Source organism: Paenibacillus sp. JZ16, from assembly GCF_015326965.1.
Classification (GTDB): Bacteria; Bacillota; Bacilli; order Paenibacillales; family Paenibacillaceae; genus Paenibacillus_AQ.
In genome coordinates, this window is record NZ_CP017659.1 from 6,067,431 (window position 1) to 6,092,519 (window position 25,089).

A 25,089-nucleotide genomic window follows, 5' to 3' on the forward strand; every position below is an offset into this window, starting at 1 on the left:
TTGGTTACGATTTATTCTACAATCGATAGTTAATAAATAAAAATATATATTATGACATGCATTCATATACTCAAGGGTATCAATAAAGGAGGAAGAACATCGTGGAACTGCTTCAGCTGCATTATTTTCAGACGGTGGCCAGAATGGAGCATATGACCAAGGCTGCGAAGGAACTCCGAATTGCCCAGCCAGCGCTCAGCAAGACGATTGCCAGGTTAGAGGAAGATTTGGGTGTACAGCTATTTGATCGGCAGAATCGGCAAATCAAGCTCAATTCATTCGGGAAGGCTTTTCTGAAAAGCGTAGATACGGCATTGTCAGCGCTTGAGGAAGGGAAGAGAGAGGTGTCGGATTTGGCAGGTATGGAGCGGGGCAGCATCCGCATTGCAACGACGGCACTGCCTCGGCTGTCCAAAGCATTGGGAGCTTTCCGTGCGCGATATCCTGATGTGAATTTCCGCATTATCCAGATTCCGCCTGACTCGATGATGGAGATGGTGCAGATGCTGGAGAATGGTGAAGTTGATTTATGCTTTGCGGCTGCGGCATTGGATGATGACAAGTTTCGGGAAATCCCGGTGCTCCATGCCGAGGTGTTCTTGGCGGTACCCCACGGTCATCGATTGGCGGGCAGGAAGAGCATTTCCCTTCAGGACGTTGCGGGGGAAGCCTTCATCGAATACAAGGAAGGCCACCCGTTCCGTAAAATGAATGAGGAGTTCTGCCGATTGGCCGGGATCAGCCGGGATGTCGTCTGTGAAGTGGATGAACCTGCCGCTTTGGGAAGTCTGGTGGCCGCCGGGCTTGGAGCCGCATTTGTACCCGGGTGCAAAGGGGATGAAGAGCCGCCGTACGAGATGGTGCGTATCGAGAAACCTTCCTGCTACAGGACCTTCACTCTAGCGTGGCTGGAGCAGCGATATTTGTCCAAGGCCGCAAGAGAATTCCAGTCATTCCTGGTAGACTATTTCGGCGAGTTTCAGGAGCCGATGATGCATAGGGACGTGATCTGATAGATCACGTCTTATTTCCTGTCCCGGCGATCCCCTTCTACATAGGCCGGGCCTTCTACGCATACAGATAGATCAAGAACTTTCAAGGGAGGAATACGATGCTGGATCCAGTACTGACATCTCCGAATTTGAAGCTGTTTGCGGACTCGAACGACACTTTGAACTATAAACGCGATGCGGGAAATTACATAACCCAGGTGTTTGAAAATCAGATGCCGGCCATTGCCACAGGATTCTTCAACGTTCATATGACCAAAGGAATTATCATCCAGCCCCATTGGCATACGAATGTCGATGAGCTGGTGTTTGTCATCAGCGGCGAAGTGCTGACTTCCGTATTTAATCCCTTCACCCAGAAGCTGATGACCTACAAGCTAAAACCGGGACAGGTATCGATGTTACCAAAAGGCTGGTTCCACTGGATTCTGACGCTGAGCGACAAAGCCCATATTCTGACCATATTTGATAAGCCGACGCCGGATATCGTATATGGATCGGACTTCCTCAGGCATATTCCCAAGGAGATCTTGCATATCGCATACTGCGTGAATGAGGAGGATTACGCCAAAGCGGTTGCTCCGCTGAAGGAAACGGTCATATTGGGGCCACTGCCGGGCTGCGGCAAGCGGGACGACCATGCCCCCTACGTTGAATCGATTCAGCGGCAGCCGTTTGACCAGCCATTTCCGTTGAACGTACAGCAACCTTCGCCGCCTAGCTATTATGGATATGCACCATCGCCACCATCCTATCCATCGTATCCATACAATTATCAACAAGCGAGGATGCAGCAGTATGGCGTTTCCCCATCGTATTCCCCTTATTCACAGCCGCCATCGTATCCGCCGCAAGCTTCCTTCTCGCCACCCTATGCGCAACCGGCACCCTATGCACAACCGGTAACCTATTCGCAGCAGGCACATCAGCAATCGCCATTTTTCCAGCCGCAGCCCTTCCAGCAGCTTCAGTATCTGTACAAAACGAGTCCGGATCCAGAGTCTGTCTCTAGCCGTGGTCCTGAACCCGATACGGAAAATGGGCGAGAGGGCCAGTGACACCTTATGCTTGCGGTCTGTTATTGCAAGCAGTATAAGATGATGACGCCTGATCATTTATATGACGACTCCGAAGTCTTCAAACTCCCTTGGTGGTTTCTTTTAAAACCACCCCTCGGAGAAGAAGGCTTCTTTTTGTATCCCGGATCGTCCGTATATTTTCCTTCTGAAAAAAGCCTTGCCTGATCTGGAACGTTCTGGTATGCTATTGTCCTTCTCTCATTTTCGCCTTGTCTGAAGTGGATGGGTCCGCCATCTAAAATGCTTATCGGAGGTGCTTCATGCTTTATTTCACATTGGCTTCCAAAGCCTATGCCCGCAATTTGCAGTACCGCGGCGCACACATGGTGCACAATATCGCCAGCGCGATGTTCGGCTTCATGTATGCCTGTATCTGGATCGGTCTCGGTGCAGACTACGCACTCGGAGATTACGGAACACAGGGAATGGTCGGTTATATCGCCTTTACGCAAGCTGCGCTCTGGGTTTCCAGTTTCGTCACGAATGGCCTCGGCATTCCCCAAGCCGTGCGAACCGGCCATATCTCTCTGGATTTGATGCGACCCGTTCACTTGTTCAGTCATTTGATGGCCAAGGAATGGGGGCAAATCGCCTACCAATTCGTTTACAAATCAATCCCGATCTACCTGGTGTATTATTTTGCTTTCTCGCTGCATTTACCCGGAAAAGCATCTACCTTCCTCTATGTAGCCATTGCGCTTGCAGGAGCCGCCTATTTATCGATCTGCATCAACTATCTCATCGGCGCATCCGCATTATGGACAACGGAATCGTCTTGGTTGTATTGGGGCAACCATGCGATGATCAATCTTCTTGCAGGCTTTTTTATTCCGATTGAATGGCTGCCGGGCTGGCTTCAGACGTTGGCCTGGTGGTCGCCGTATCCGTATCTGCTCTATGTGCCGACCCGGATCTATCTGGGTTTTGATGACGTTTCCTATCTATGGGGGACGCTCTTGTGGTGCGTGCTGCTCACGATGGCCAGCCTGCTGGCAACAGGCTTCCTAAGACGGAAAGTGGAGGTGCAAGGAGGATGACCACGAGATCCTGGCTATCTCTGTACGCGCTGCTGATCCGCACCAGCATCAAAAGCCGCATGCAATACAAATTCAATTTTATCCTGGCTTCGTTTCTGGCGGCGCTGATCCAAATTTCTGAATTTCTTATGGTTGCTATCGTGCTCTACAAATTTGGGGCCATTCAGGGGTGGTCCATGCATGAAATCGGGTATTTGTTTGCCGTTATGACCTTATCGAAGACGCTCTACCGGACGTTTGCGGATGAAGTGCACCATCTTGAACACTATCTGGTCAACGGGGAGCTTGACCAACTGCTGACCCGTCCCATGCCGGTGCTGCTGGCGCTCATGCCGCAGAAATTCCGGATTATGTTGGGCGAAGTGCTGCAGGGCGGTTTTCTGCTCTGGTGGTCGCTGCATGGCATGATGGCGGCAGGGCAAGTCGGATGGAGCGCGGTGCCGCAATCGCTCTATATTATCGTCACGGGAGCCGTCATCCTGTTCTCGATCGGACTTGCGACCGCCACGTTCGGTTTTTGGACGACCCGGATCACCGAGCTTCAAAATATTACGGAGGACGCGGCCCGGACGGCAGCCCAGTATCCGCTCACGCTGTATCCCAAATGGATGTCGTCGATCCTGCTGATCGTGGTCCCGGTCGGTTTAGTCAATTACATCCCGTCATTATACATACTGCGGGGCGAGCTCGGCGTTTGGGTGCTGCCCGCATTGGCTGGAGCGGCTCTGGTATGTCTCTTCTTAAGTCTGAAATTCTGGCAGTTTGGTTTGACCAAATATCAAAGTACAGGGAGCTAAAGGAGGAACGCGTCAATGATTGAAGTCCACGACATACGCAAGGAGTTCAAAACGCCGGTTGTGAAGGAGGGGCGCTTCTCCGGGCTGCGAACCCTGTTTACGAGAGAATACCGGACGAAGGAAGCCGTGAAGGGAATCAGCTTTCAAGTGGAGCAGGGGGAATTCGTCGGATACATCGGACCGAACGGGGCCGGCAAATCCACCACCATCAAAATGCTGACCGGCATTCTCCACCCGACCTCGGGTCACGTATCGATCGGAGGCTTGAATCCGCACAAGGAGCGGCGCAGCGTCGTGAACAACCTGGGCGTCGTATTCGGTCAGCGGAGCCAGCTGTGGTGGGACCTGCCGGTGAAGGATTCTTACGATATTTTGGCTAAAATGTACAGCGTGGATCAGGCGGACAAGGAGCGCAGACTCGGACAGTTTGCCGAATTGCTGGATTTACAGGCGTTCTGGGAAACGCCTGTACGCAAGCTGTCGCTCGGCCAGCGCATGCGCGCCGACCTCGCCGCCGCGATGCTGCATGATCCGGACGTGCTGTTCCTGGATGAGCCGACGATCGGTCTGGACGTAAACGCCAAGCGGAACATCCGCCGTTTTCTCAAGCTGATCAACGAGCAATTCGGCAAGACCATACTGCTCACGACGCATGACATGGATGATATCGAACAGCTGTGCAATCGCGTGATGGTCATTAACAACGGCGAGCTGTCTTATGATGGGACGGTAAAGTCATTACGAGACACCATCGGGCTGCCTACCGTGATCACCGTCACTTTCCGCGGTCCTTTTGTAATTCCCGAGGAATTTTTAGGTGAAGAGGCTTTTACCGTCCCGATTCGGGTGACAAGCACGCTGGATAACACCGTCACCATTGAGGTGAACCGCCGCGAGATGAATACGCTTGATATTTTTAAAGAGCTGGGCCGCTGGGGCGAGCTGGATGATATCGATATGGAAGATCCCGATTTCGAAGATGTGATTCATAAGGTGTACTGAACAGAGTCAAGAGCGGGCTCCACCGCATATTTAAACTAAACTTAAACTTCAAGTCATCTGAATGCTCTTTTCGTTAAGTATGATGAGCTTGAGGTGATTGATATGAATCATTCAAGAATGAAAAAAGCCGGGTATACGGCTTGCATTGCCGCTGTTATGTATGCCCTCCCCCATTTCTGGTGGGGACTTGGCATCGGGTTTGCATTCCCAGGGGATTTCCAGGAAGCGCCTGATGAATTTTGGACGCACGTGATCGGTTACTGGGGAATGGGTACCCTGGCCTTATTGGCAGCCGTTTTCGCGCTTGCTTTTGCCAGGCCGTGGGGGCTGCGCTTACCGAAATGGTTGCTAACTATACCAGCTGCCATCGGTTCTGTTTTGTTGTCATTATGGGGATTTACTTACTTCGTAATGCAGTATTTGTTAGCGGTCGGCCGCGTTCAGTCGGCCCCCATGTATGCCGATCAAGATGCAAGCCCCATGGCGGTGTGGGGATACTTCTGGTACGCACTCTTCCTGATCTGGGGAATTTCACTGGGTACAGCAGCATACTATGGGGGAAAAGTTCGTAAGCAGAATAAATCAAAATCGTTTCACTAAATAACGCATGTATTTCTTTCGTTGGACATTTTTGGTAACCTTGTACAATATAATAGGATACACACCTAAAGAGGAGCCTGCACGGTTCCTTTTTAATTTGGGTGCAAATGGACATAGAGGAAGTATAATATAGAGATAGAGGAAGGAAACCTCTGCTCTGATCATACGAGCCCAAGAATAACATCTACATATAAAGGATGAGCCACCATGAAGTTGATGAAGCGGATCTGGTTCCGTATCGGTAACCATTACAGAAAGAAGCGGGATTTTGAACAAGCCCTTAAATATATGAGAAAAGGCGAAAGTGCCATTACCAGTTTCAATGATAAGCTGCACTATGCGGAGCTGCTGCACAACAGCGGCCATTCGGAAGAGGCCATAACTTATTTGGGGCGCGTGATCGATACGAGCGGAAGCCATCGCGCTTATGAGCGGCGCGCTCATATTTTGCGTGAGCTGAACCGGGAGCGCGAGGCCATTGAGGATCTAAATGAAGCGATTCGGTTGAATGCCGACAATTATATGAATTGGTATACCCGGGGGATTGCCCACAAGGATTTGAATCAATATGAAGAGGCGATCCGCGATCTGAAGGAAAGCATTAAAAGAGAGGACAGGAGCACGGTTATTTCAACTTATTATGAGCTGGGCATGACCTTTTACGAGAGCGGCAATCCGGCGGAAGCGGCGCACTATTTTCGACTAAGCATCCAGGAGCCGGAACGCGCCATCCCGATGTATTATTACATGCTGTCCGTATCCCTGGATCTGATGGATCATGTGCAGGAAGCCGTGGGAGTTCTACAGGAGGGTATCCAGCTGGCCGATCGGTATGAAGCGGAAGCGGATGGCGGATATGCGCTGTTTGCAGGCAGCACCAACTACAGCTACGGTGCATTTCAGACGTTTCAGCGGCAAGTGCGGGAGGCGTATTCCTTTCGGAAATCTATGGCGGACCTGTACGTGCAGCTTGGGGACATGGGACAGGCCGAGCACTTTCTATCGGAGGCCATTGAGCGGTATCCGGATTCATACGAGCTTTACTTAAAGAGAGCGGAGGTCTTCAATCGTTCCGGTAACAAAAATGCAGCCAAAGCGGATTTGGCATGGGCGATTGAAGCGGCGCCGGACGATTACCGCGCGTATTTCGACATGGCCCGGATTTATCGCGAGGATGGTCTGGAGGATCAGGCCTACGAGCTGATTTCGAAGTTGTATGCAAGACAGCCGGACTCCCCGCTGGCCTGCTATTGGATGGCCGACTGCTATTACCGGCTGGGTCGTCAGGAGGAGGCGCTGGCGATCAATGACAAGCTGCTTAAGCTTGAGAATGATGATGCACCGAATTATGTGCAGCGCGCCGATATTTACATGGAGATGAATGATCTGCCATCAGCGGAGCAGGCTCTGAAGGAAGCAGCCGCGCTTCAGGACGGGACTGAAATCCGCAACAAGCTGAGTTATGTGCTCTATCTTCAGGGACGCAATGAGGAAGCGCTGCTTGAACTGCAGGAAGCGGTTAAGCAGGAGGAGTCCTTCTCCGAGCATCCGACGTATTTGGCGGCCAGCGGCCATATCTATAAGGAGATGGGCATGTGGGATCTGGCCATCGATGCTTATTCCCAGGCAATCCAGGCGCATCCGTCGAACCCGAGATTTTACGAGTTTCGTGCCGTTTGCTTTGTGGAGACCGGACAGCTGGAACGGGGATTAGCGGACTGTGCTCAAGGGCTCAGTTTGAACCCGGGGCAAGGCAGCCTCTACAGCCTGCGAAGCGGAATCTATTATTCGATGGCGGATTATGTGCGGGCGAAGGAAGATACGCTGCAAGTGCTGGAGCTTTCGCCGGGTCATCCGGGCGCTTATTTCAGACTGGGACAGATTTATTACAAGGATCAGGACGAGGATGCGGCATTAGCTGCTTTTGACGAGGTACTGAGGCTGGTTCCCGAGCATGCCGACAGCTATTTGTACAAAGCACATATTTTTTACGGCCAGTTCGAGCATGAAGATGCCATACAGGCCATCGTGAACTGGAGCTTGCATCTTCAGAAGGAGATGCCGCCGGCGGATAAAATCCAAGCCATCGAAGGCTTGGAGGGCTTTGAAGAGAGCTTGCTGAACAAAGCGGTAGAACGGTTAACGGGCATGTATGGACATCAGCTTTATTTGTCCTGAATGCCGCTCTTAACCAGCAAAATCATCGAATCCTGCATTCACCCTGTAAGTCCGGTGCTCATGTAGGGATGCGTTGATCACGAAGAAGTTAGAGTCCGCCAAGAAGTGGTGTCACATTTTGTCTGAAATTATGGTATGATTCAATAGTTGTTGCAGCATAACATGCTCGCAGGCTGCATAGCCAAGCGGGCTTTCTTCATGTGCAAGGAGGGGGATTATCATGATCTCACTGCAAGAGGTCAGTAAAAGCTTTGGCAGCGGCAGTGGCCGTTATCAGGCGATAGACGCTGTCTCTCTTCATATTGAGGAGGGAAGCATACACGGAATCATCGGCACGAGCGGAGCTGGGAAATCGACGCTGCTGCGCATCATGAATGTACTGGAGAGACCGGATTCCGGCCGAGTCGTGGTGAATGGTCAGGAGCTGACCTCCCTTGGCGGCAGGGAGCTTCGGGAGGCAAGAAGATCGATTGGCATGATCTTTCAGCTGTTCCAGCTGGTCAGCAACCGCACGGTATGGGGCAATGTTTCGATGCCGCTTGAGCTCGCAAAGGTACCGAAGATCGAACGGGCGAATCGTGTCCAGGAGGTTTTACGTTTTGTCGGACTTGAGGATAAAGCGAAGTCGTATCCGGCTCAGCTAAGCGGCGGGCAGAAGCAGCGGGTAGCGATTGCCAGAGCGTTAGCCAATTCGCCGACCGTCTTGTTGTGCGATGAGCCGACCTCTTCCTTGGATCCCCAGACAACCGCGGATATTCTGGAGGTGCTCCGGCATATCAACCGAACGCTGGGGGTAACCATCGTAATCGTTTCCCACGAGATGGACGTGGTGAACGACATTTGCGACCAGGTGTCCGTTATGGAGAACGGACGTCTGAGCAGAACGTACCGCAATCAGCTAAGCGATGGAGAGACTCCTCGGGATTTCGGATCTTCAATGGACGGTGCAGGGAAAGTGGGGGATTGTTAGTTCCATGAATGACATCATTCCATATTTAAGTGATTATTTTGCCTATGTCCTGCAGTATCAGAATGAAATCTGGCGGGCGATTGGCGAGACGTTCATCATGGTGGGCATATCGATTGCTGCCGCTATAATACTGGGTCTTCCGGTCGGAACACTGCTATTTTTGTGTCGAAAAGGCCAGCAGTATGAGAATCGCCTTCTATTCTCCATTTTGAATGCCTTGGTTAACGTCATACGGTCATTCCCGTTTCTGCTTCTGGTTGTCATTATGATACCGGTTACGAGATGGATCGTCGGTACTTCCCTGGGGACGCTGGCCGCTGCGGTTCCTTTATCCGTCGTTGCGGTGGCTTACTATTCTAGGCTGGTAGAGCAATCCTTGCTGGAGGTGCCGAAGGAAGTGATGGAGGCGGCCGCTTCCATGGGGGCATCCACACTCCAAATGATATACAAATTCCTGTATGTAGAGGCCCGCTCGGGCCTTGTACTTGGGCTGACAACATCCACGATCAGTTTTATCTCGTACTCTACGGTGATGGGGATCGTGGGTGGGGGTGGCGTCGGAGACTTCGCGATCCGTTACGGGTACCAGCGATTTGAGGGAGAGCTTATGTCATTTACAATCATCATTATGATCATTCTGGTACAGTCCATCCAGTTTGGAGGGAACCTGGCATCCAGACTGCTCGATAAGAGAAAAGTTTAATTCTATTTTTTGAACGCATGTACACCGATTATATTTTAACTGGAGGTAACCAAACGATGAATAAGAAATTAATGCTGCTGATGCTGACCCTCTTGCTGGTGCTGGCAGGCTGCGGGCAGCAACCTGCCAAGGACAAGGCTCCGGAGAGTGCTGCACCCGATGCCGCGGAAGAAGTTACATTAAAAGTCGCAACGCTCATTCCGCCAATGACCGAGGTGCTTGATCTGGTGAAGCCGATGCTGAAGGAAGAAGGCATCAACCTTGAAATCCAGATCTTGTCCGATAATGTGCAGCCGAACAATGCGCTGGCCCATAAAGAGGTAGATGCGAACTTCTTCCAGCATGTGCCGTACATGGAAGAGTACAATGCGAACAACGGCTCGGAATTGGTTCCGGTCACCCCGATCTATAATGCCGTTTTTGGAGCGTACTCCAAAAAATATAAGACCATCGAAGAGCTTCCGGACGGTGCAAGCATCGCGATTCCTAACGACCCTTCCAACATCGGCCGATCCCTGGTGATGTTCGAGAAGAACGGCCTGATTAAGCTGAAGGAAGGCGTCGGCATTCAAGCGACGCAGGCGGATATCGTGGAGAATCCGCATAAATACAAGTTCACCGAGGTGGATCTGCTCATGCTGGCCCGTACGCTCGACGACGTCGATATGGTTGCCATGACGCCGGCATACGCGAAACCGCTGGGACTTACCCCTAAGAAGGATGCTCTCGTAACCGAAGGCAACGATTCTGACTTCACCATTACGCTGGTGGCCCGTAAAGATAATGTGGATTCCGAGCCGATCCAGAAGCTTGCCAAGGCGATGACCAGCCCGGAAGTGAAAAAGTTCTTCGAGGATAACTACTCTGAGATTGCGCTGCCGGCTTTTGAATAAAGCGCGTATTTTATGGTTCATAATAACCGTTTTCCGAGGTTTTCGGGGGACGGTTATTTTTTTGAGTGCGGCCAAATATGGTATACTCTTCATGGATTTGAGAGGTGCACCTTACATACCCATACGTATTGGAGTTGAGAATTTATGAAAAAAGAAGTAATCGACAGACTCATTACCTATGCACAAGTGGATACGCAGTCAGACGAGAACAGTAATACCTGCCCTTCGACACCGGGACAGCTGACGCTGGGTCAGCTGCTGGTGGACGAGCTGAAGGAAATCGGCATGCAGGACGTAACGATGGATGAGAATGGCTATGTGATGGCCACGCTTCCGGCAAACTCGGATAAACAGATCCCGACCATCGGCTTTTTGGCACATATCGATACGGCTACCGATTTTACGGGCGCCGGTGTCAAGCCGCAGATCGTCGAACAATATGACGGACAAGACATCATTCTGAACAGAGCGCAGAATGTGGTGCTCTCCCCGCGGGATTTTCCGGAGCTGAATGGCTACAAGGGACATACCCTCGTTACAACGGATGGCACCACCTTGCTTGGAGCTGATGATAAAGCGGGAATTGCCGAGATTATGACGGCGATGGCTTATTTGATCCAACATCCGGAACTGAAGCACGGTAAAATCCGGGTTGCTTTTACGCCGGACGAGGAAATCGGGAGAGGACCGCACAAGTTCGATGTGGAAGCCTTTGGGGCTAAATACGCATATACGATGGATGGCGGACCGCTCGGGGAGCTTCAATACGAAAGTTTTAATGCGGCAGCGGCGCTGGTCACTTGCAAAGGGAAGAATGTCCATCCCGGAACGGCCAAAAACAAAATGGTCAACGCGGCGAAAATCGCCATGGAGCTGAATAGCATGCTCCCCGCGGAAGAAGCGCCTGAACATACCGAAGGTTATGAAGGCTTCTATCATCTTACTTCCATCGAGGGTGACGTGGAGCTGACCGAGCTTCGTTATATTATCCGCGATCATGACCGGGAGCTTTTCGAAGGAAGAAAGGCCAAGCTGGCCTCCATCGTAGAGGAGCTTCAAAACAAGTATGGAGCCGAGCGGATCATCCTTCAGATGAAAGATCAGTATTACAATATGCGTGAAAAAATCGAGCCGGTCAAAGTAGTGGTCGACATCGCCCAGACAGCCATGGAGAAGCTGGGAATCAAGCCGATCATCGAACCGATCCGCGGTGGCACCGACGGTTCTCAACTGTCGTACATGGGCCTGCCAACACCCAATATTTTTACGGGCGGGGAGAACTACCACGGGCGGTATGAGTATGTATCCGCCGACAATATGGTATTGGCCGTTCAAACGATTATTGAAATCGTGCAGTTGTATGAGGAGCGGGCTTAAGTTAAATCTTTTCAAAAAGGAGCTGCCGGCAGGAATGCCGGCGGCTTTTTCGTTTCCTCTTGTTTGGGCCCGCATTAGATATCTTGCCTGTCTATAGATCATGCTTTATTAGAGCCTTTCTCCAGGCTGTATTTATACTCGCTTGGGGTCATGCCTGTCCATTTGCGAAACTGCTTGGAGAAATAGAGTGCATCATTGAAACCGACAGAGGAAGCAATCTCATGAATGGAGAAGGACGATTTCATGAGCGACTTGGCTTTCTCAATACGTACCTTCATGAGATATTGCATGGGGGACATGCCTGTATGCTGTTTGAACATTTTGGACAGATGTGCCCGATGATAGCCAAGCGTTTTGGCCATTTGATCAATGGAGAGCTGTTGATGATACTGGGTCGAGATCCATCTCTCGGTCTGCCTTACGCCTCGCTCGATATCCGGCACGTCATTGGAGTTTGACGGAAGATGCTCACGGTTTAACATCGCCAGCTTATGGAGCAGCAATCGGAGCCACCCGGAAGCCTGGAGATCCTCAAGCCAGGGGTGATCCGATTGGTTAAAGCCCAGACGGAGATGACGGTACATGTCGATCAGCGACCTTAGCTCAGCTTCATCGGTGCAGTGGATAATCGGTTTAACCGGCGTAACACCCATGTCGGCCAGCAGCATTTTGGTGCCTTTTTCTTGTAATGCAACCCAGTTATAGTGCCAAGGGTTCCGATCATCGGCTTCATAACTGAACAGAACGCCGGGAAGGATCACAAAGGTATCGCCTGCCTGGCAATGATGTACGATGCCCGCACACTCGAAGATGCCTTGGCCTGTCAAGACGGTATGAATGAGGCAGTAATCATGAATGATCGGACCGATTTTGTGGCGTGGTATGGGAGTTCCCTCACCGCTGAACAGAATGTTCAGGTCGTGACCGCCTGGTGAAGGATTCATACCAATCGTGTAGAGCGTATGGTCTGGCAAAATAGACATGCGCTATCCCCCTTAAACGTGTGCGAGATCAATCGATATCGTGGATGTTGAGTTAGGGTTAGCTTACCTAATGAAACAACAAATGTCCATATCGCTCTTGTTTTGCTCCATATTCAAAAAAGACCGATTATCATATAGTTAGTCTTGTGAAAGCGTATTAATTCATGGAGTTTAGGGAGGGAATTAATTGATGTCTAAGATTACATTTATCGGAGCAGGAAGTACCGTATTTGCCAAGAATGTCCTGGGGGATTGCATGCAGACCCCGGCCTTGCAGGGATTTGAACTAGCTTTGTATGATATTGACCCGATCCGTTTGAAAGATTCGGAGAACATGCTGAATAATATAAAGAAGACCAGCGGCAGCACCTGTGTCGTCAAATCATACAGTGACCGCAAGGAAGCTCTTCGCGGAGCAAAATATGTCATCAATGCTATCCAGGTCGGAGGATACGATCCGTGTACGATTACGGACTTTGAAATTCCGAAGAAGTATGGACTCAGACAGACGATTGCGGATACTGTGGGAATCGGCGGGATTTTCCGTAATCTCCGCACCATCCCGGTCATGCTGGATTTTGCGGCCGATATGCGGGAAGTTTGTCCACAGGCGCTGTTCTTGAACTATACGAACCCGATGGCGGTGCTGACCAATGCGATGAACACGCTGGGCGGCGTGCAAACGGTAGGTCTGTGCCACAGCGTACAGGCTTGCATTCCGCATCTGTTCGATAATCTGGGGATGGACAAGGAAGGCGTGCAGGCCAAAATCGCCGGCATTAACCATATGGCATGGCTGCTTGAGGTAACGAAGGATGGCGTGGACCTGTATCCGGAAATTAAGAAGCGCGCGGCCGAGAAGCAGAAGGAGAAGCATCATGATATGGTTCGTCTCGAGATGATGCTGAACTTCGGTTACTACATTACGGAGTCGTCCGAGCATAACGCCGAGTACCATCCATATTTCATTAAGCGTAACTATCCGGAGCTAATTGAGCGCTTCAATATCCCGCTGGATGAATATCCACGTCGCTGTGTGAACCAAATCGAGGGATGGAAGGCGATGCGCGAGGATTTGGTCAACAACCAGGATCTGAAGCACAACCGCTCCCATGAATATGCTTCTTACATTTTGGAAGCAGTCGAGACTAATGTTCCGTTCAAAATCGGCGGTAATGTGATGAACACGGGACTGATCACGAACCTTCCGAAGGAAGCTTGCGTTGAGGTTCCGTGTCTGGTCGATGCCAGCGGCGTAACCCCGACCTATGTCGGCGATCTGCCTCCGCAATGTGCCGCGCTGAACCGCACCAATATCAATACCCAGCTGCTGACGCTGGAAGCGGCCGCAACCGGCAAGAAGGAGCATATCTATCATGCGGCGATGCTCGACCCGCATACGGCTGCCGAGCTGTCCATCGATAATATCAAGAGCCTTTGCGACGACCTGATTGAGGCGCATGGAGACTGGCTCCCTAAATACCAATAAGGCTGATACCACTTTAAGCAAAAACAACAGAAATTTTGCAGCAAAAGAAATATTATTACTGGATCCATAAAAGAGAGACGCTCTAGTAACTACAGCGGCGTCTCTCTTTATCGTTAACGGGTTGTGTGCGGAAATTACCTATGCTATGGATTTATATTGGCGTGCGGGAGCGTGATAAGAAACACCGTTCCTGATCGTGGCGAGCTCCGAACCGAGACACTTCCATTCATGGCACGGATGGCTTGATAGGAGAAGGTGAGTCCAAGTCCGGTGCCGCTCATTTTAGTGGAATAGTAGATTGAACCGAGACGGCTCAATTGCTCGGGCGTCATGCCGATCCCGTTATCCTTGATTTCGATGGACACCTGCTCTGCTTCTTCATAGATGGTGATGTGGACCGTGCCTCTGTCAACGTCTTTGCTGGCCTCAATCGCATTCTTAATAAAGTTGACCAACAGCTGCTTGAGCTCCGCCGGACTGCCTAAAATGTAAATGGGGAGCTGAGGGTAATCAGCGCTGAGGGTCACGTTGCTCATATTAGCGTATGAAATCATGAGCTCGACGACAGACTTGATCTGGGCCGAGAGCTCGATTCTTTGCTGATACGGCAAGTGTGGTTTGCTGATCGAGAGATATTCGGACAAGATTTGCTCGGTCCGGCGAATTTCCTCCATGCTGATTTCCAGAAAACGTTCGGTTTTTTCCTGAGGGAACGTACCGCTCTTAATCAACTGCAGGAACCCAAGCACGGTGGTCAGCGGATTGCGGACCTCATGGGCAAGGGATGCGGCGACATGATTGACGGCTTCGGCTTTCTCATTCTGGATATACCGCAGATAAAGCTCTTTGTCGGATACGGATTTGTTAAACAGGGTTACGAGAAGCCATATTCCGAGCGAATTATGTACAGGCATGGCTAAAATATTAAAAAGAAAGTAATTCATGATGTAGTCGGGTTTGGTTATATAGAGTAGCAGCAGCGGGAGGACAGAGAAGCTGATGCCCGCTATAAAAACGATCCAAAATTTGTGTTTGGTTCGATGGTACATGAACGACAATAGAACGGACAGCGGGAACGTAAAGATCAAGATAATAATGGCATCGATCATGCCGGATCCGCCAATGTACAACCTGTAGATTAGAAATTCCACGAGCAGGATTGCCCCAGTTAGGAACCCTCCGAACAGCATGCCGAAAAACATAATGACATACCGCACGTCAAAGATCAGCCCGCTTTGAACGGACGAAGCAAAGGTCATGGACAGCAGCATGCACAGCGAACAAATGACAATGATGAAATTACGGGAATAGTTGACTGTCAGTTTTCTGTAATAGATGTTGTATGCGACAAAAGGCATCAATGCAAACAACAACTGCAGCAAAACATCTTTAATCACAGGCAGTAGGCCCACCCCTTTGAAAAGTATCGAATCGTCCGCTAGATTACCTTGTCCATTCAAGTTCGACGTCAATTGGAAAAATCCTTGAGGCTTGAATAAAAATAACAAAATTTATTCGTACTCAGATGGAGTGAAGGAACATATAAATCCATCAAGAAAGCGCTTGCAGATAACATATGTTTGTCCCGGAAACTCAGCACTTAAGTGAGAACACATTTCCATGAATGGAGGGTTCACAAGTGAAGCTGAAGACCGTTCTGAGACCCATGTTCATTCTTTTGTTGGCCGCGTCTTTTTTTGCTGCCGGATGCCAGAGTGTAACGCCGCCGACCGCATCAGATCCGCCGCCGCCCAAAGAAGAGGTAAACACACCCGGAGGCAGCGATGAGCCGGCACCGCAGGGCGATGCGAAAGCGACGCCGAGAAATGAAACGTTATACGTGAATGGTTTGCAATGGGGGGCACCTACGAATTTTAACTTGCTCAGCGGAAACCCGGCGTTTCCGATTAACTACGGAAACTCCAGAGAACTCGTCTATGAAACCTTGTTCATGGTCAATCAGCTGACAGGCGAGCTGGAGCCGCTGCTGGGTACCAAATATGAATGGACCGACGATCTGACCCTGAAGATCGAATTGAACAAGGATGCCAAATGGAGCGACGGCAAGCCGTTCACCTCCGATGATGTCGTCTATACTTACCAGCTCGGCAAAAAATATGACATTAACTGGAGCAGCTTCTGGACCTACATCGAGGACGTAACGGCAGACGGGCCGCAAACGGTGAACATCAAGCTGAATAAAGACAATCCGAACAAATTGACGGTGCTCGACAGCATCGAGATCATGCCGATGCTGCCTAAACATGTATGGGAAGAGGTCGAGAAGAAAGCCAATAACGACCTTGCCACCATTCGTAAAGAAGTCAACGAGGACCCGATCGGAACGGGACCTTACAAAATGTATTTTTATAATGATCAGAAGATCACGATCGTACGGGACGATAACTATTGGGGGCAGGCACTCTTTGGCAAGCTGCCGGCTCCCAAATATATCACCCATGTCATCTATAAAGACAATGCAGCGGGTGACCTGGCATTCAAAAGCGGTCAAGTAGACGTATCGCAGCAGTTTATTCCGCAGGTATGGAAAATGTGGGAGGGCGGGGCTCCGGTTAAAACCTATATCAAAGACGCTCCCTATTATGTGCCCGGCTCCATGCCATCGATCTTCTTCAACATGACGAAGGAAGGACTCAACAATGCGGATGTCAGAAAAGCGATCGCAATGGCGATTGATTACGGCAAAATTTCGGAGCTGGCCATCAGCGGCTACTCGGCCCCAATGGAGCCGTCGTTGACGCTGAATACGGAGGCCGAAGCAAAATATGTAGACCAGGCGGCTATCAAACCGCTCCAATGGACAACGGATGTGGATGCGGCCAATGCGCTGCTCGATTCCATCGGCGCCGCGAAGGGGAAAGACGGCATCCGCGTCCTGAACGGAACCCGCCTCGGCCCGTTTGAAATCGAGTGTCCATACGGCTGGTCGGATTGGAATGCGGCGCTTGAGATTGTTGCCCAGAATGCGAAGGCAATCGGTATCGAGATTCGCACCAAATTCCCGGAAGCGCCGGTATGGACCAATGATCTACAGACAGGCAAGTTCGATATCATCATGAATACGCCTGCCGGCGGGGTCAGCCCAAGCCAGCCGTGGAACCGCGCCATGACCATCATGTACTCCAAGGGCGTTGCGCCAATGGGCGAGATGGCATTCTACAACTGGGGCCGGTATAAGAACGAGCAAGCCGATACCATCATCGAGAAGATTCCAACCATTACGGACGAAGCTGAATTGAAAGCGCTCTACACTGAATTGACCCAAATCTGGTTAAAGGATATCCCATCGATTCCGCTCATGTATCGTCCTTGGGTATTCGATACGGTCAATGAATCCGTATGGAAGGGCTTCCCGACGGAAGGGGACGGCAGCAACATACCGCCTCAAATTTCGATGGATGGAGCCGGTATCAAATCGCTGTATCAGATTCATAACTGATGGATATAACTCATTGAACCAAGACCTATATTGGCGGATTTGCACCCCTGATACAGGTCTCTTTTCCACCAATTTCAGGGTGTGATCCATGGGGGTGAGCTGCTTGAGCGTTTACGGAAAATATATCGTCAAGAAGTTCTTCTGGTACTTTCTGACGCTGGTGATTGCGGTCACGCTGAATTTCCTGCTGCCCCGGATGATTGAAGGGAATCCGGTGAGCATGATTGTGTCTGAGATGACGCAGGGGATGACCGACAGCGATACGATCAAACGGGTCTATGAGACGTTTCTCGTCGAGTTTGGAATCGACAAGCCTTTATGGGAGCAGTTCTTCATCTATCTGAAAAATTTGGCGACAGGCAATCTGGGCACTTCATTCGGCCTATATCCAAAACCGGTAACGGAGATTCTGGCCTCGGCGGTTCCATGGACGATCGGGCTTCAGCTTCCGGCCATTCTGGTTGGCTGGCTGATCGGGAACGTGCTGGGCGCCGTTGCGGCTTACCGCAAAGGTGTATTCGATAAAGTGATATTCCCGGTGGCCTTGTTTGTGAATTCCATTCCTTTCTTTACCCTAGCCATTATTATGCTGTATGTATTCGCCCTGTCCCTGAACTGGTTTCCGCTGCACGGGGGCTACGATTACCAGATGGTGCCGTCACTCAGCTTTGAATTCTTCGCTTCCGTACTTCGGCATCATACGCTTCCATTTCTATCGATCGTGCTGGTTACGATTGGCGGCCAAGCCATTGGCATGCGGGAGATGTCCATCTATGAGCTGAATTCGGATTATGTACTGTACAGCAAACTTCTCGGGATACGGGACTCCAAGATCGCGAGGTATGTATTCCGAAATGCGATGCTGCCCCAGATCACGGGATTGGCGTTATCCATCGGTACGATGGTGGGCGGTTCGCTGATCTGTGAAATCGTATTCAGTTATCCGGGAATCGGAACCTGGATGTTCACGGCGATCCGTCAGCTGGATTATCCGTTAATTTCGGGCTGCACCCTCTTGATCGCCCTGGCCGTGCTGCTGGCCAACTTTACGATTGACCTAATCTACGGCTGGATCGATCCAAGAATCAAGGCCGCTCAGATGGAGGATCAATAAAATGAACAGTTCCTTTCGCATATTGATCAAATCGCCAAAGTTTATGTTCGGAGCCTGCATGCTGCTGGCTATGATCGGGATGGTGCTGATCTATCCGCTCTTTAACCGCAACGATCCGCTGGAGATGATCGCCCTGGCGTACCAGCCGCCGGATTCGAAGCTGCTGCTGGGGTCGGATAACTTCGGCAGGGATTTATTCCTGGAATTGATCTATGGCATTCGGACCTCCCTGCAGGTTGGGCTGATTGCCGGCGTATTTGCTACAGTGATTGGTCTTGTGATCGGTTTAGCCTCAGGTTATATCGGAGGCATGATTGACAATCTGCTGACCGCCATCACCAACATTTTCATCGTGATACCTTCCTTTGTCATCCTCATTCTGATCTCGGTCAGCATCGATTCGCGCAGCTCGTTTGTTACGGCGGTTATCATTGGCATTACCAGCTGGCCCTGGACGGCCAGGGCCGTACGTGCGCAGACATCCTCGCTGCGAAACCGGGATCACGTAAATATCGCGAAAATATCCGGGTACAGCACGCCGCGCATTATCATCTCGGAGATATTGCCGTACATCGCTTCCTATGTTGTCATGGCGTTTGTGCTGCAGACGGCATCAGGTATTCTGTCCGAGGCTTCCATCTCGATGCTGGGGCTGGGACCGTACAACACGATTTCCCTTGGCATCATCATGAACTGGGCGCTCGTATTTGAAGCACCGGTTGCCGGTGCTTGGTGGGCCTTCATCCCGGCGGCGATCTCCATCGCCATCATCACCTTCTCCTTGTACATGATGAACACCGGCATGGATGAGATATTCAATCCGAAGATTAGGAGCTGATGGGTGTTGTGAGCACAAATATACTGGAAGTGAACGAATTGAAGACCTATTACCGTACCCGGTTGAAGGAGCATGTCTATGCCGTAGACGGGGTGAGCTTCTCGCTCGAAAAGGGGAAGACGCTTGGCATTGCCGGTGAATCTGGCTGCGGCAAATCGACCCTTGCGCTCAGCCTGATGGGTTTCTATTTTCCACCGCTGCATTATGGCAGCGGCTCGATTGTCGTAAACGGCACGGATATCATGAAGCTTGGCAAGGAACAGCTCCGTTCCCAGGTGTCGGGAAGAGAGATATCGTATATCCCGCAAGCAGCTATGAATGCCCTGAATCCTACGCTCAAAATCATTCATTTCGTCGAGGATATTATGAAGGAGCATCGCCCTGAGCTGAACAAGAAGCAGGTGTGGGATATGGCGGCGGAACGGTTCGAAACCTTGAATTTGTCAACCAAGGTGTTGAACTCCTATCCGAACGAGCTGTCAGGCGGCATGAAGCAGCGGACGGTGATCGCTATTTCCACCATTCTGAACCCCAAAGTGCTGATTGCGGACGAACCGACCTCGGCGCTGGACGTAACCTCGCAGAAAGCGGTGATCAAGCTGCTGAAAAGTCTGCTGGATCGGGGCTATATTCAGTCTCTGGTATTTATCACCCACGAGCTGCCGCTGCTTTATCACGTAACGGATGACATCATCGTCATGTATGCAGGGGAGATCGTGGAGCGCGGAACCGCAGAGCAAATGATTTTTGACCCGATCCATCCTTATACGAAAAAGCTGATGGGTTCCATCATTGTGCCGGAGGAAGGCATGAAAGGCCACAAACTGGCCGCTATCCCGGGCACCCCGCCTAATCTGAAAAACGTACCGGAGGGCTGCCGGTTTGCAGATCGCTGTTCCTATGTGCAAGATGCCTGCCGTAAGGGAAAGATAACGAGCCGGACCGTGGAGGATCGCATGTATCGCTGCATCGTGGAACCGGGTGTGCTTAAGGAGTGGTATGCAAATGAAGAGGAATGATGTCCTGATTCGGGGAGAGCATCTCACCAAGGTGTTCGGTTACGGTAAGCAGAAGACCACCGCCGTGGAGGATGTCAGCTTTACCTTTCATGAAGGCGAAATCATATCGATTGTCGGCGAGAGCGGAAGCGGCAAAACGACACTGGCGAAAATGATCATGGGCCTGCTGAAGGAGAGCAGCGGTACGATAGAGTATATGGGCAAGCCAAGGCAGCTGAAGCGGCACAGAGATCGCAAGCGCTATTGGAAAAATATCCAGGCGATCTTTCAGGACCCGTTCTCTTCGTTCAATCTCTTCTATAAAGTCGAGAAGCTGCTGCTCGATTGCATCAAGCTGCAGGGGGATAAACTGACGAAGGAGGAGCAATTCCGCAAAATGAAGGAAGCGTGCTCCTTCGTCAATCTGAAATTCGAGGAGCTGCACAATAAATACCCGTTCGAACTGTCCGGCGGACAAATGCAGCGCCTGATGATCGCCCGGATTTTCATGCTCCATCCGAAGCTGCTGATTGCGGATGAACCGACCTCCATGGTCGATGCATGCTCGCGGTCCACGATACTGGATATGCTCTTGAAGCTGCGAGATGAGAATAACATGACGATTATTTTCATTACCCATGACGTAGGGCTTGCTTATTATGTAAGCGATACGCTGTATATTATGGAACAAGGGAAAGTCGTGGAGCGGGGACCAGCGGAAGAGGTTATCTTGAATCCGCAGCATCCTTATACCCAGCAGTTGATTTCCGATGTGCCCAAGATTCACTCCGAGTGGGATTTGGCATGAGCGGCGTGGACAAATCTCATGAGAAAAGCTCGAAGCGTAAACGCCGCTTCGGGCTTTATTTTACTTTCCGTTTATTGCGCGGATATGACACTTTGAATCGTTACGTAAAATTTCTCTATTCTTGATCTTCGCATTTGTGAAGGATTTGCCGATAAATGATATGGCTGCCATTTGATTCATTCCGCAGCTCGCATTCGGTATACCGCAAGGCATCTGACATGACTGCGTGTATGCTTCATAAGGAGATCATCAAACATCATGTGTACTTACTTCTTGGGGGCAACCATCCTGGTATTAGTCGTCCTCACCATTACATTCTGGATTTTAATGTTCAAAAGCGCATATCAGCGGAAGTTAAGCCATCAGGCTTTGGACATGGCCGAAGGCAGATTCCGCTTGCTTGATGATATGCTGCTTACGCTTGATGTGGGTATTTGGTCATACGATTTCGGCACAAGGAGTATCCAAAATACTTCTTTGGCTTTTTATAAAATCACAGGTTATTCACATCATGATTTCGCAGGCGGCCTTTCCTGGGAAACGCTGATCCATCCGGAGGATATGGCGCTGTTCCGATCCTTGGTTGACAAACTTCGACAAGGCGACGCCGTTCATACCGAATACCGAATCATCCATGCGGATGGTGATGTTCGCTGGGTTCAGGTAAAGATGATTCCGACGTTGAATGACGCCGGTCAAATGATCCGCACGGATGGCATAGCCGTTGATATTACCACCCGCTTCCGCATGGAAGAGGCGCTGTATGATATTACAGAATGCAAGAAGATGGAACAGGCGCTCAAGGAAAGCATGAACCGGTATCGCAGGCTGGTGGAGTTATCGCCGATTGCCATTGCAGTCTGCAAGGACCGCAAGCTCATGTACGTGAATCCCGCCGGACTTCGGATCCTTGGGGCGGCGGGTCCCGAGAACATCCTCGGTACCGATCCTTGGGACTGGGCGCTTGATCCCTATGAGGAGTGGGCCCGCAAACGGTTCGCGCAGCTGATTCGGACAGGGGAAGTTGTTGCCGAAGAACTATCCATAAGGCGGGTTGACGGAGAGCGGGTCGATGTCGTGGCGACGGCCCTTTATGATGCGCAATCGGACACGATTGAAGTTTTTTTCGAGGATATAACCGCCCGTAAATCAGCGGAAAGGGCCCTTATGGAGAGTGACCGGATCAACCGCCATATTCTGGATATCGCTCCGGTTGCGATGTTCCTGCATTCCGATTTTTCTTATATTTATGCGAATCCTGCGGGCTTATCCTTATTGGGAATTACGGACATCGCGCAATTGGACGGCACCTCCTTCCAGGACGTGATTCCTTCCGACCAGCTCGAGTTTGTGACGTCTGAGGTTGAACATGTGTACGCAAGCGGAAATACCTCGGAGCTCGCCGGCAACAAACTAATTCGGCTGGATGGGACGATCATTGATATAGAGGCCATAACGACGCCTATCCCTTATATAGGCCATCATACGGCGCTTACCATTATTCGGGATGTTACGCAGCAGAAGCAGGCCGAACGGGAGCGGATTGCGGCAGAAAGGCTTGTCCGGGAGAGCGAGGATCTGTATTTCAGGCTGCAGATGAGCCTGGATCAATTCTCCTCCGATCTTTTCGGGATGGTGAAGATCAGTGAATTGAATGCCCGGATCGTACGGGAAATCAAGAAGGTGCTGGGGACGGATCGGGTGAGCCTCATCCAGATAAACCACAACAGTCTGCATATCAAAATCCAAGGGGGCCATAAAGAGCCGCCACAAGGGGTGATTCGTGCGATCCATACATGCGGTCCAGAGCATATTCCGTTCTGTAAACTGTTTGAGATGTGTGACGGATATTTTGTCAAGATTGGAGAAATGAACGGGGATAGCAGCATTGTCTGTATTGGCGGCGAGGTTCCCTTGCTCCTGATTCAGGCCCAAAAAATATGGCTGGAGACCATTACGCGTTATGCAAGTGTTCTGTACGATAACTTCCGCGTCATTGAGGATTTGACGAGGGAACTGGAGAAGCTGGGTTCATCCCAGCAGATCATGCCCCTATGGCTGCTGCGACTCATGCTTCATTTATCCGAAAATGAGCGGAAGCGATTGTCCCAGGACCTTCACGATGCCGCGCTTCAGGAACAGATTATATGGTACAGGAAATTGAATCAGATTACTTCGGATCATGAGCTGCCTGAGGATCTGCGCCCGCAGCTGGAGGAGATTGAGCAGGGGCTTCTGGATGTCATTTATCAGATTCGAATTACGTGCAACGAGCTTCGTCCCCCGCTGCTGAAGGAGGAGGGGTTGGAACGCTCGCTTGAGGCATTGTTTGAATTTACTCAGCTCCGCACCAATTATTCCATACAATTCGACTGCTCAAACTTCGATGATGATATCAGTGACGACCATTTGATCGGACTGTACAGGATTGTCCAGGAGCTGCTGGCCAATGCAACGAAGCATTCCAACGCAACGGAGGTAAGGCTCCGTTTGTCCACCCAGTCGGATGAAGTCAACCTGAGTTATGAAGACAACGGGATTGGGATCGACCCCAGTCAGCAATCGGACCAATTCAACAGCATGGGGATTGGCGGCATGAAAGAGCGAGTCAGGAGCATGAACGGCAAAATCCAGTTCGACTCGTCGGATAGCGGCGGGTTGGCTGTCTATATATCCATTACGGCAAGGTAATTCGCCGTCAGTGAAGCAAGCAAGATACCAGGCTGAAGGAGTCATGAGTGACGATGATCGAAATTTTATTGGTGGATGACCATCCCTCGGTGATGGAGGGAACCAAGGTTCTGCTTGAGCAGGAAAAGGATATGTTCGTGAAGCTTGCCAATACGCCGGAGCGGGCACTGGAGCTGGTGAGCGCGCTGCATTTTGACGTGATGCTGATTGATATGCATATGCCGGGCATGAACGGAATTGATTTGGCCAAGCAGATCCTCCGGATTGCTCCGGACGCGGTAATGCTGATTTATACGGGCTTTGAAGTCAGCAATCATTTTAATTTGATTATGGAGGCCGGACTGGCTGGATTTGTCTCGAAAACGTCGGGCAAAGAGCAGCTGGTAACGGCTGTTCGGTGTGCGCTGCGAGGAGAGGTCGTTCTGCCGTTGACACTCGTGAAGCAGCTCCGCCGCGTTACCGCAAATGGTCCGGAACGGACAGCAGGCGCGCCGGCAGCCCAGTCTATAACCGATAAAGAATATAGTATTCTCAAGGAAATCGCTCGCGGAAAGAGCAACAAAGAGATTGCGGGGACGGTGATCATGAGCCAGCGTTCACTCGAGTACTGCTTAACCAATCTCTTTCAAAAGTTGAATGTGAAGTCACGTATAGAAGCTGCCCTGAAGGCAAAGCAAATGGGAATCCTCTCGGATTCGGATTTTGTCCAGATAAGCTGATAGAAGGTTTACTCTTTTTTTCGTTTCAGATCATGAAGCAATGCATCCTTCGATATGATTTTAGGTGAATTCGCAATCATTCGACAACAATCGCAGGGCGGCCCGCAAAATTCTTGCGTGCTCACGCAAGAGAATTTCGGTTACGAACGGTATGTAAGTGTATATGCTTATGTTACTGGATGGATATAGTCTGTTAGTAGGAAGGGTGGTTACTTGCGGCATGACAAAGGACCTATTTGAATATGGTGTCGATGACCTCTTGTCACCGGAAGAGATTGAAGAGGTTTTGGCGCAGCTTGAAGAAGAATGGAATGAATTTAACAGCCGGAAGAAGCGAGGGTGA

22 protein-coding genes are annotated in these 25,089 nt (G+C 50.7%); 20 read left to right on the forward strand and 2 right to left on the reverse strand.

The features are described 5' to 3' along the window. Nucleotides 1-101 precede the first annotated feature (101 nt). The 11 genes from BJP58_RS27045 (at nucleotide 102) to pepT (ending at nucleotide 11,646) form a co-directional block, all read left to right on the forward strand. The gene (locus BJP58_RS27045) at nucleotides 102-1,013 is read left to right on the forward strand and encodes a LysR family transcriptional regulator (RefSeq protein WP_194541355.1); all 912 of its coding nucleotides are present in this window, start codon (nucleotides 102-104) and stop codon (nucleotides 1,011-1,013) included. A 98-nt stretch (nucleotides 1,014-1,111) separates the two neighbouring features. Then, complete coding sequence (locus BJP58_RS34165) at nucleotides 1,112-2,068, forward strand: cupin domain-containing protein (RefSeq protein ID WP_194541356.1); 957 nt, start codon at nucleotides 1,112-1,114, stop codon at nucleotides 2,066-2,068. Nucleotides 2,069-2,349: 281 nt separating this feature from the next. Beyond that, nucleotides 2,350-3,126 (forward strand): ABC transporter permease, encoded by a 777-nt coding sequence (locus tag BJP58_RS27055; RefSeq protein WP_194541357.1) that lies wholly within the window; start codon nucleotides 2,350-2,352, stop codon nucleotides 3,124-3,126. Beyond that, nucleotides 3,123-3,923 (forward strand): ABC transporter permease, encoded by an 801-nt coding sequence (locus tag BJP58_RS27060; RefSeq protein WP_071223555.1) that lies wholly within the window; start codon nucleotides 3,123-3,125, stop codon nucleotides 3,921-3,923. The genes BJP58_RS27055 and BJP58_RS27060 overlap by 4 nt, the downstream gene beginning before the upstream one ends. Nucleotides 3,924-3,938: 15 nt before the next feature. Then, nucleotides 3,939-4,925, forward strand: a complete 987-nt coding sequence (locus tag BJP58_RS27065; RefSeq protein WP_194541358.1) for an ABC transporter ATP-binding protein — start codon at nucleotides 3,939-3,941, stop codon at nucleotides 4,923-4,925. Nucleotides 4,926-5,027: 102 nt separating this feature from the next. Further along, entirely contained in the window at nucleotides 5,028-5,525 is a 498-nt protein-coding gene (locus BJP58_RS27070) for a DUF3995 domain-containing protein (protein ID WP_194541359.1), read from the forward strand. 207 nt (nucleotides 5,526-5,732) lie between these two features. Continuing rightward, complete coding sequence (locus BJP58_RS27075) at nucleotides 5,733-7,703, forward strand: tetratricopeptide repeat protein (protein ID WP_194541360.1); 1,971 nt, start codon at nucleotides 5,733-5,735, stop codon at nucleotides 7,701-7,703. A 220-nt stretch (nucleotides 7,704-7,923) separates the two neighbouring features. Further along, the gene (locus tag BJP58_RS27080) at nucleotides 7,924-8,673 is read left to right on the forward strand and encodes a methionine ABC transporter ATP-binding protein (protein ID WP_194541361.1); all 750 of its coding nucleotides are present in this window, start codon (nucleotides 7,924-7,926) and stop codon (nucleotides 8,671-8,673) included. Nucleotides 8,674-8,677: 4 nt separating this feature from the next. Next, complete coding sequence (locus tag BJP58_RS27085; protein ID WP_071223550.1) at nucleotides 8,678-9,376, forward strand: methionine ABC transporter permease; 699 nt, start codon at nucleotides 8,678-8,680, stop codon at nucleotides 9,374-9,376. Nucleotides 9,377-9,432: 56 nt separating this feature from the next. Next, nucleotides 9,433-10,269 carry a MetQ/NlpA family ABC transporter substrate-binding protein gene (locus tag BJP58_RS27090; protein ID WP_194541362.1) on the forward strand — a complete coding sequence of 279 codons (837 nt, stop codon included), beginning with the start codon at nucleotides 9,433-9,435 and terminating at the stop codon, nucleotides 10,267-10,269. A gap of 144 nt (nucleotides 10,270-10,413) precedes the next feature. Continuing rightward, nucleotides 10,414-11,646, forward strand: a complete 1,233-nt coding sequence (gene pepT, locus BJP58_RS27095; RefSeq protein WP_194541363.1) for a peptidase T — start codon at nucleotides 10,414-10,416, stop codon at nucleotides 11,644-11,646. A gap of 98 nt (nucleotides 11,647-11,744) precedes the next feature. Here the strand turns inward: pepT and BJP58_RS27100 are convergent, their stop codons facing one another. Further along, nucleotides 11,745-12,629, reverse strand: a complete 885-nt coding sequence (locus BJP58_RS27100; RefSeq protein ID WP_194541364.1) for a helix-turn-helix transcriptional regulator — start codon at nucleotides 12,627-12,629, stop codon at nucleotides 11,745-11,747. A gap of 190 nt (nucleotides 12,630-12,819) precedes the next feature. On the opposite strand from BJP58_RS27100, the gene BJP58_RS27105 reads away from it, so the two are divergent. Beyond that, on the forward strand, nucleotides 12,820-14,118 hold the full coding sequence (locus BJP58_RS27105) for an alpha-glucosidase/alpha-galactosidase (protein ID WP_194541365.1): 1,299 nt from the start codon (nucleotides 12,820-12,822) through the stop codon (nucleotides 14,116-14,118). Between the two features lie 143 nt (nucleotides 14,119-14,261). On the opposite strand, the gene BJP58_RS27110 is transcribed toward BJP58_RS27105, so the two are convergent. Beyond that, nucleotides 14,262-15,515, reverse strand: coding sequence for a sensor histidine kinase (locus BJP58_RS27110; RefSeq protein WP_233354782.1), 1,254 nt, complete (start codon nucleotides 15,513-15,515; stop codon nucleotides 14,262-14,264). A 242-nt stretch (nucleotides 15,516-15,757) separates the two neighbouring features. Between BJP58_RS27110 and BJP58_RS27115 the strand changes: the two genes are divergently transcribed. From BJP58_RS27115 to BJP58_RS33990, 8 genes are all read left to right on the forward strand, one after another. Further along, nucleotides 15,758-17,578 (forward strand): ABC transporter substrate-binding protein, encoded by a 1,821-nt coding sequence (locus BJP58_RS27115; protein WP_194541366.1) that lies wholly within the window; start codon nucleotides 15,758-15,760, stop codon nucleotides 17,576-17,578. A 103-nt stretch (nucleotides 17,579-17,681) separates the two neighbouring features. Further along, nucleotides 17,682-18,692, forward strand: coding sequence for an ABC transporter permease (locus tag BJP58_RS27120; protein WP_113056503.1), 1,011 nt, complete (start codon nucleotides 17,682-17,684; stop codon nucleotides 18,690-18,692). A gap of 1 nt (nucleotide 18,693) precedes the next feature. Then, nucleotides 18,694-19,530 (forward strand): ABC transporter permease, encoded by an 837-nt coding sequence (locus BJP58_RS27125; RefSeq protein ID WP_071223543.1) that lies wholly within the window; start codon nucleotides 18,694-18,696, stop codon nucleotides 19,528-19,530. An 8-nt stretch (nucleotides 19,531-19,538) separates the two neighbouring features. Further along, complete coding sequence (locus BJP58_RS27130; RefSeq protein WP_194541367.1) at nucleotides 19,539-20,549, forward strand: oligopeptide/dipeptide ABC transporter ATP-binding protein; 1,011 nt, start codon at nucleotides 19,539-19,541, stop codon at nucleotides 20,547-20,549. Beyond that, entirely contained in the window at nucleotides 20,536-21,336 is an 801-nt protein-coding gene (locus tag BJP58_RS27135; RefSeq protein ID WP_100540692.1) for an ABC transporter ATP-binding protein, read from the forward strand. The genes BJP58_RS27130 and BJP58_RS27135 overlap by 14 nt, the downstream gene beginning before the upstream one ends. A gap of 258 nt (nucleotides 21,337-21,594) precedes the next feature. Further along, nucleotides 21,595-24,027, forward strand: coding sequence for a sensor histidine kinase (locus BJP58_RS27140; protein WP_194541368.1), 2,433 nt, complete (start codon nucleotides 21,595-21,597; stop codon nucleotides 24,025-24,027). Between the two features lie 53 nt (nucleotides 24,028-24,080). Then, nucleotides 24,081-24,746, forward strand: coding sequence for a response regulator (locus BJP58_RS27145; RefSeq protein ID WP_194541369.1), 666 nt, complete (start codon nucleotides 24,081-24,083; stop codon nucleotides 24,744-24,746). 220 nt (nucleotides 24,747-24,966) lie between these two features. Continuing rightward, complete coding sequence (locus BJP58_RS33990) at nucleotides 24,967-25,089, forward strand: hypothetical protein (RefSeq protein WP_256720554.1); 123 nt, start codon at nucleotides 24,967-24,969, stop codon at nucleotides 25,087-25,089.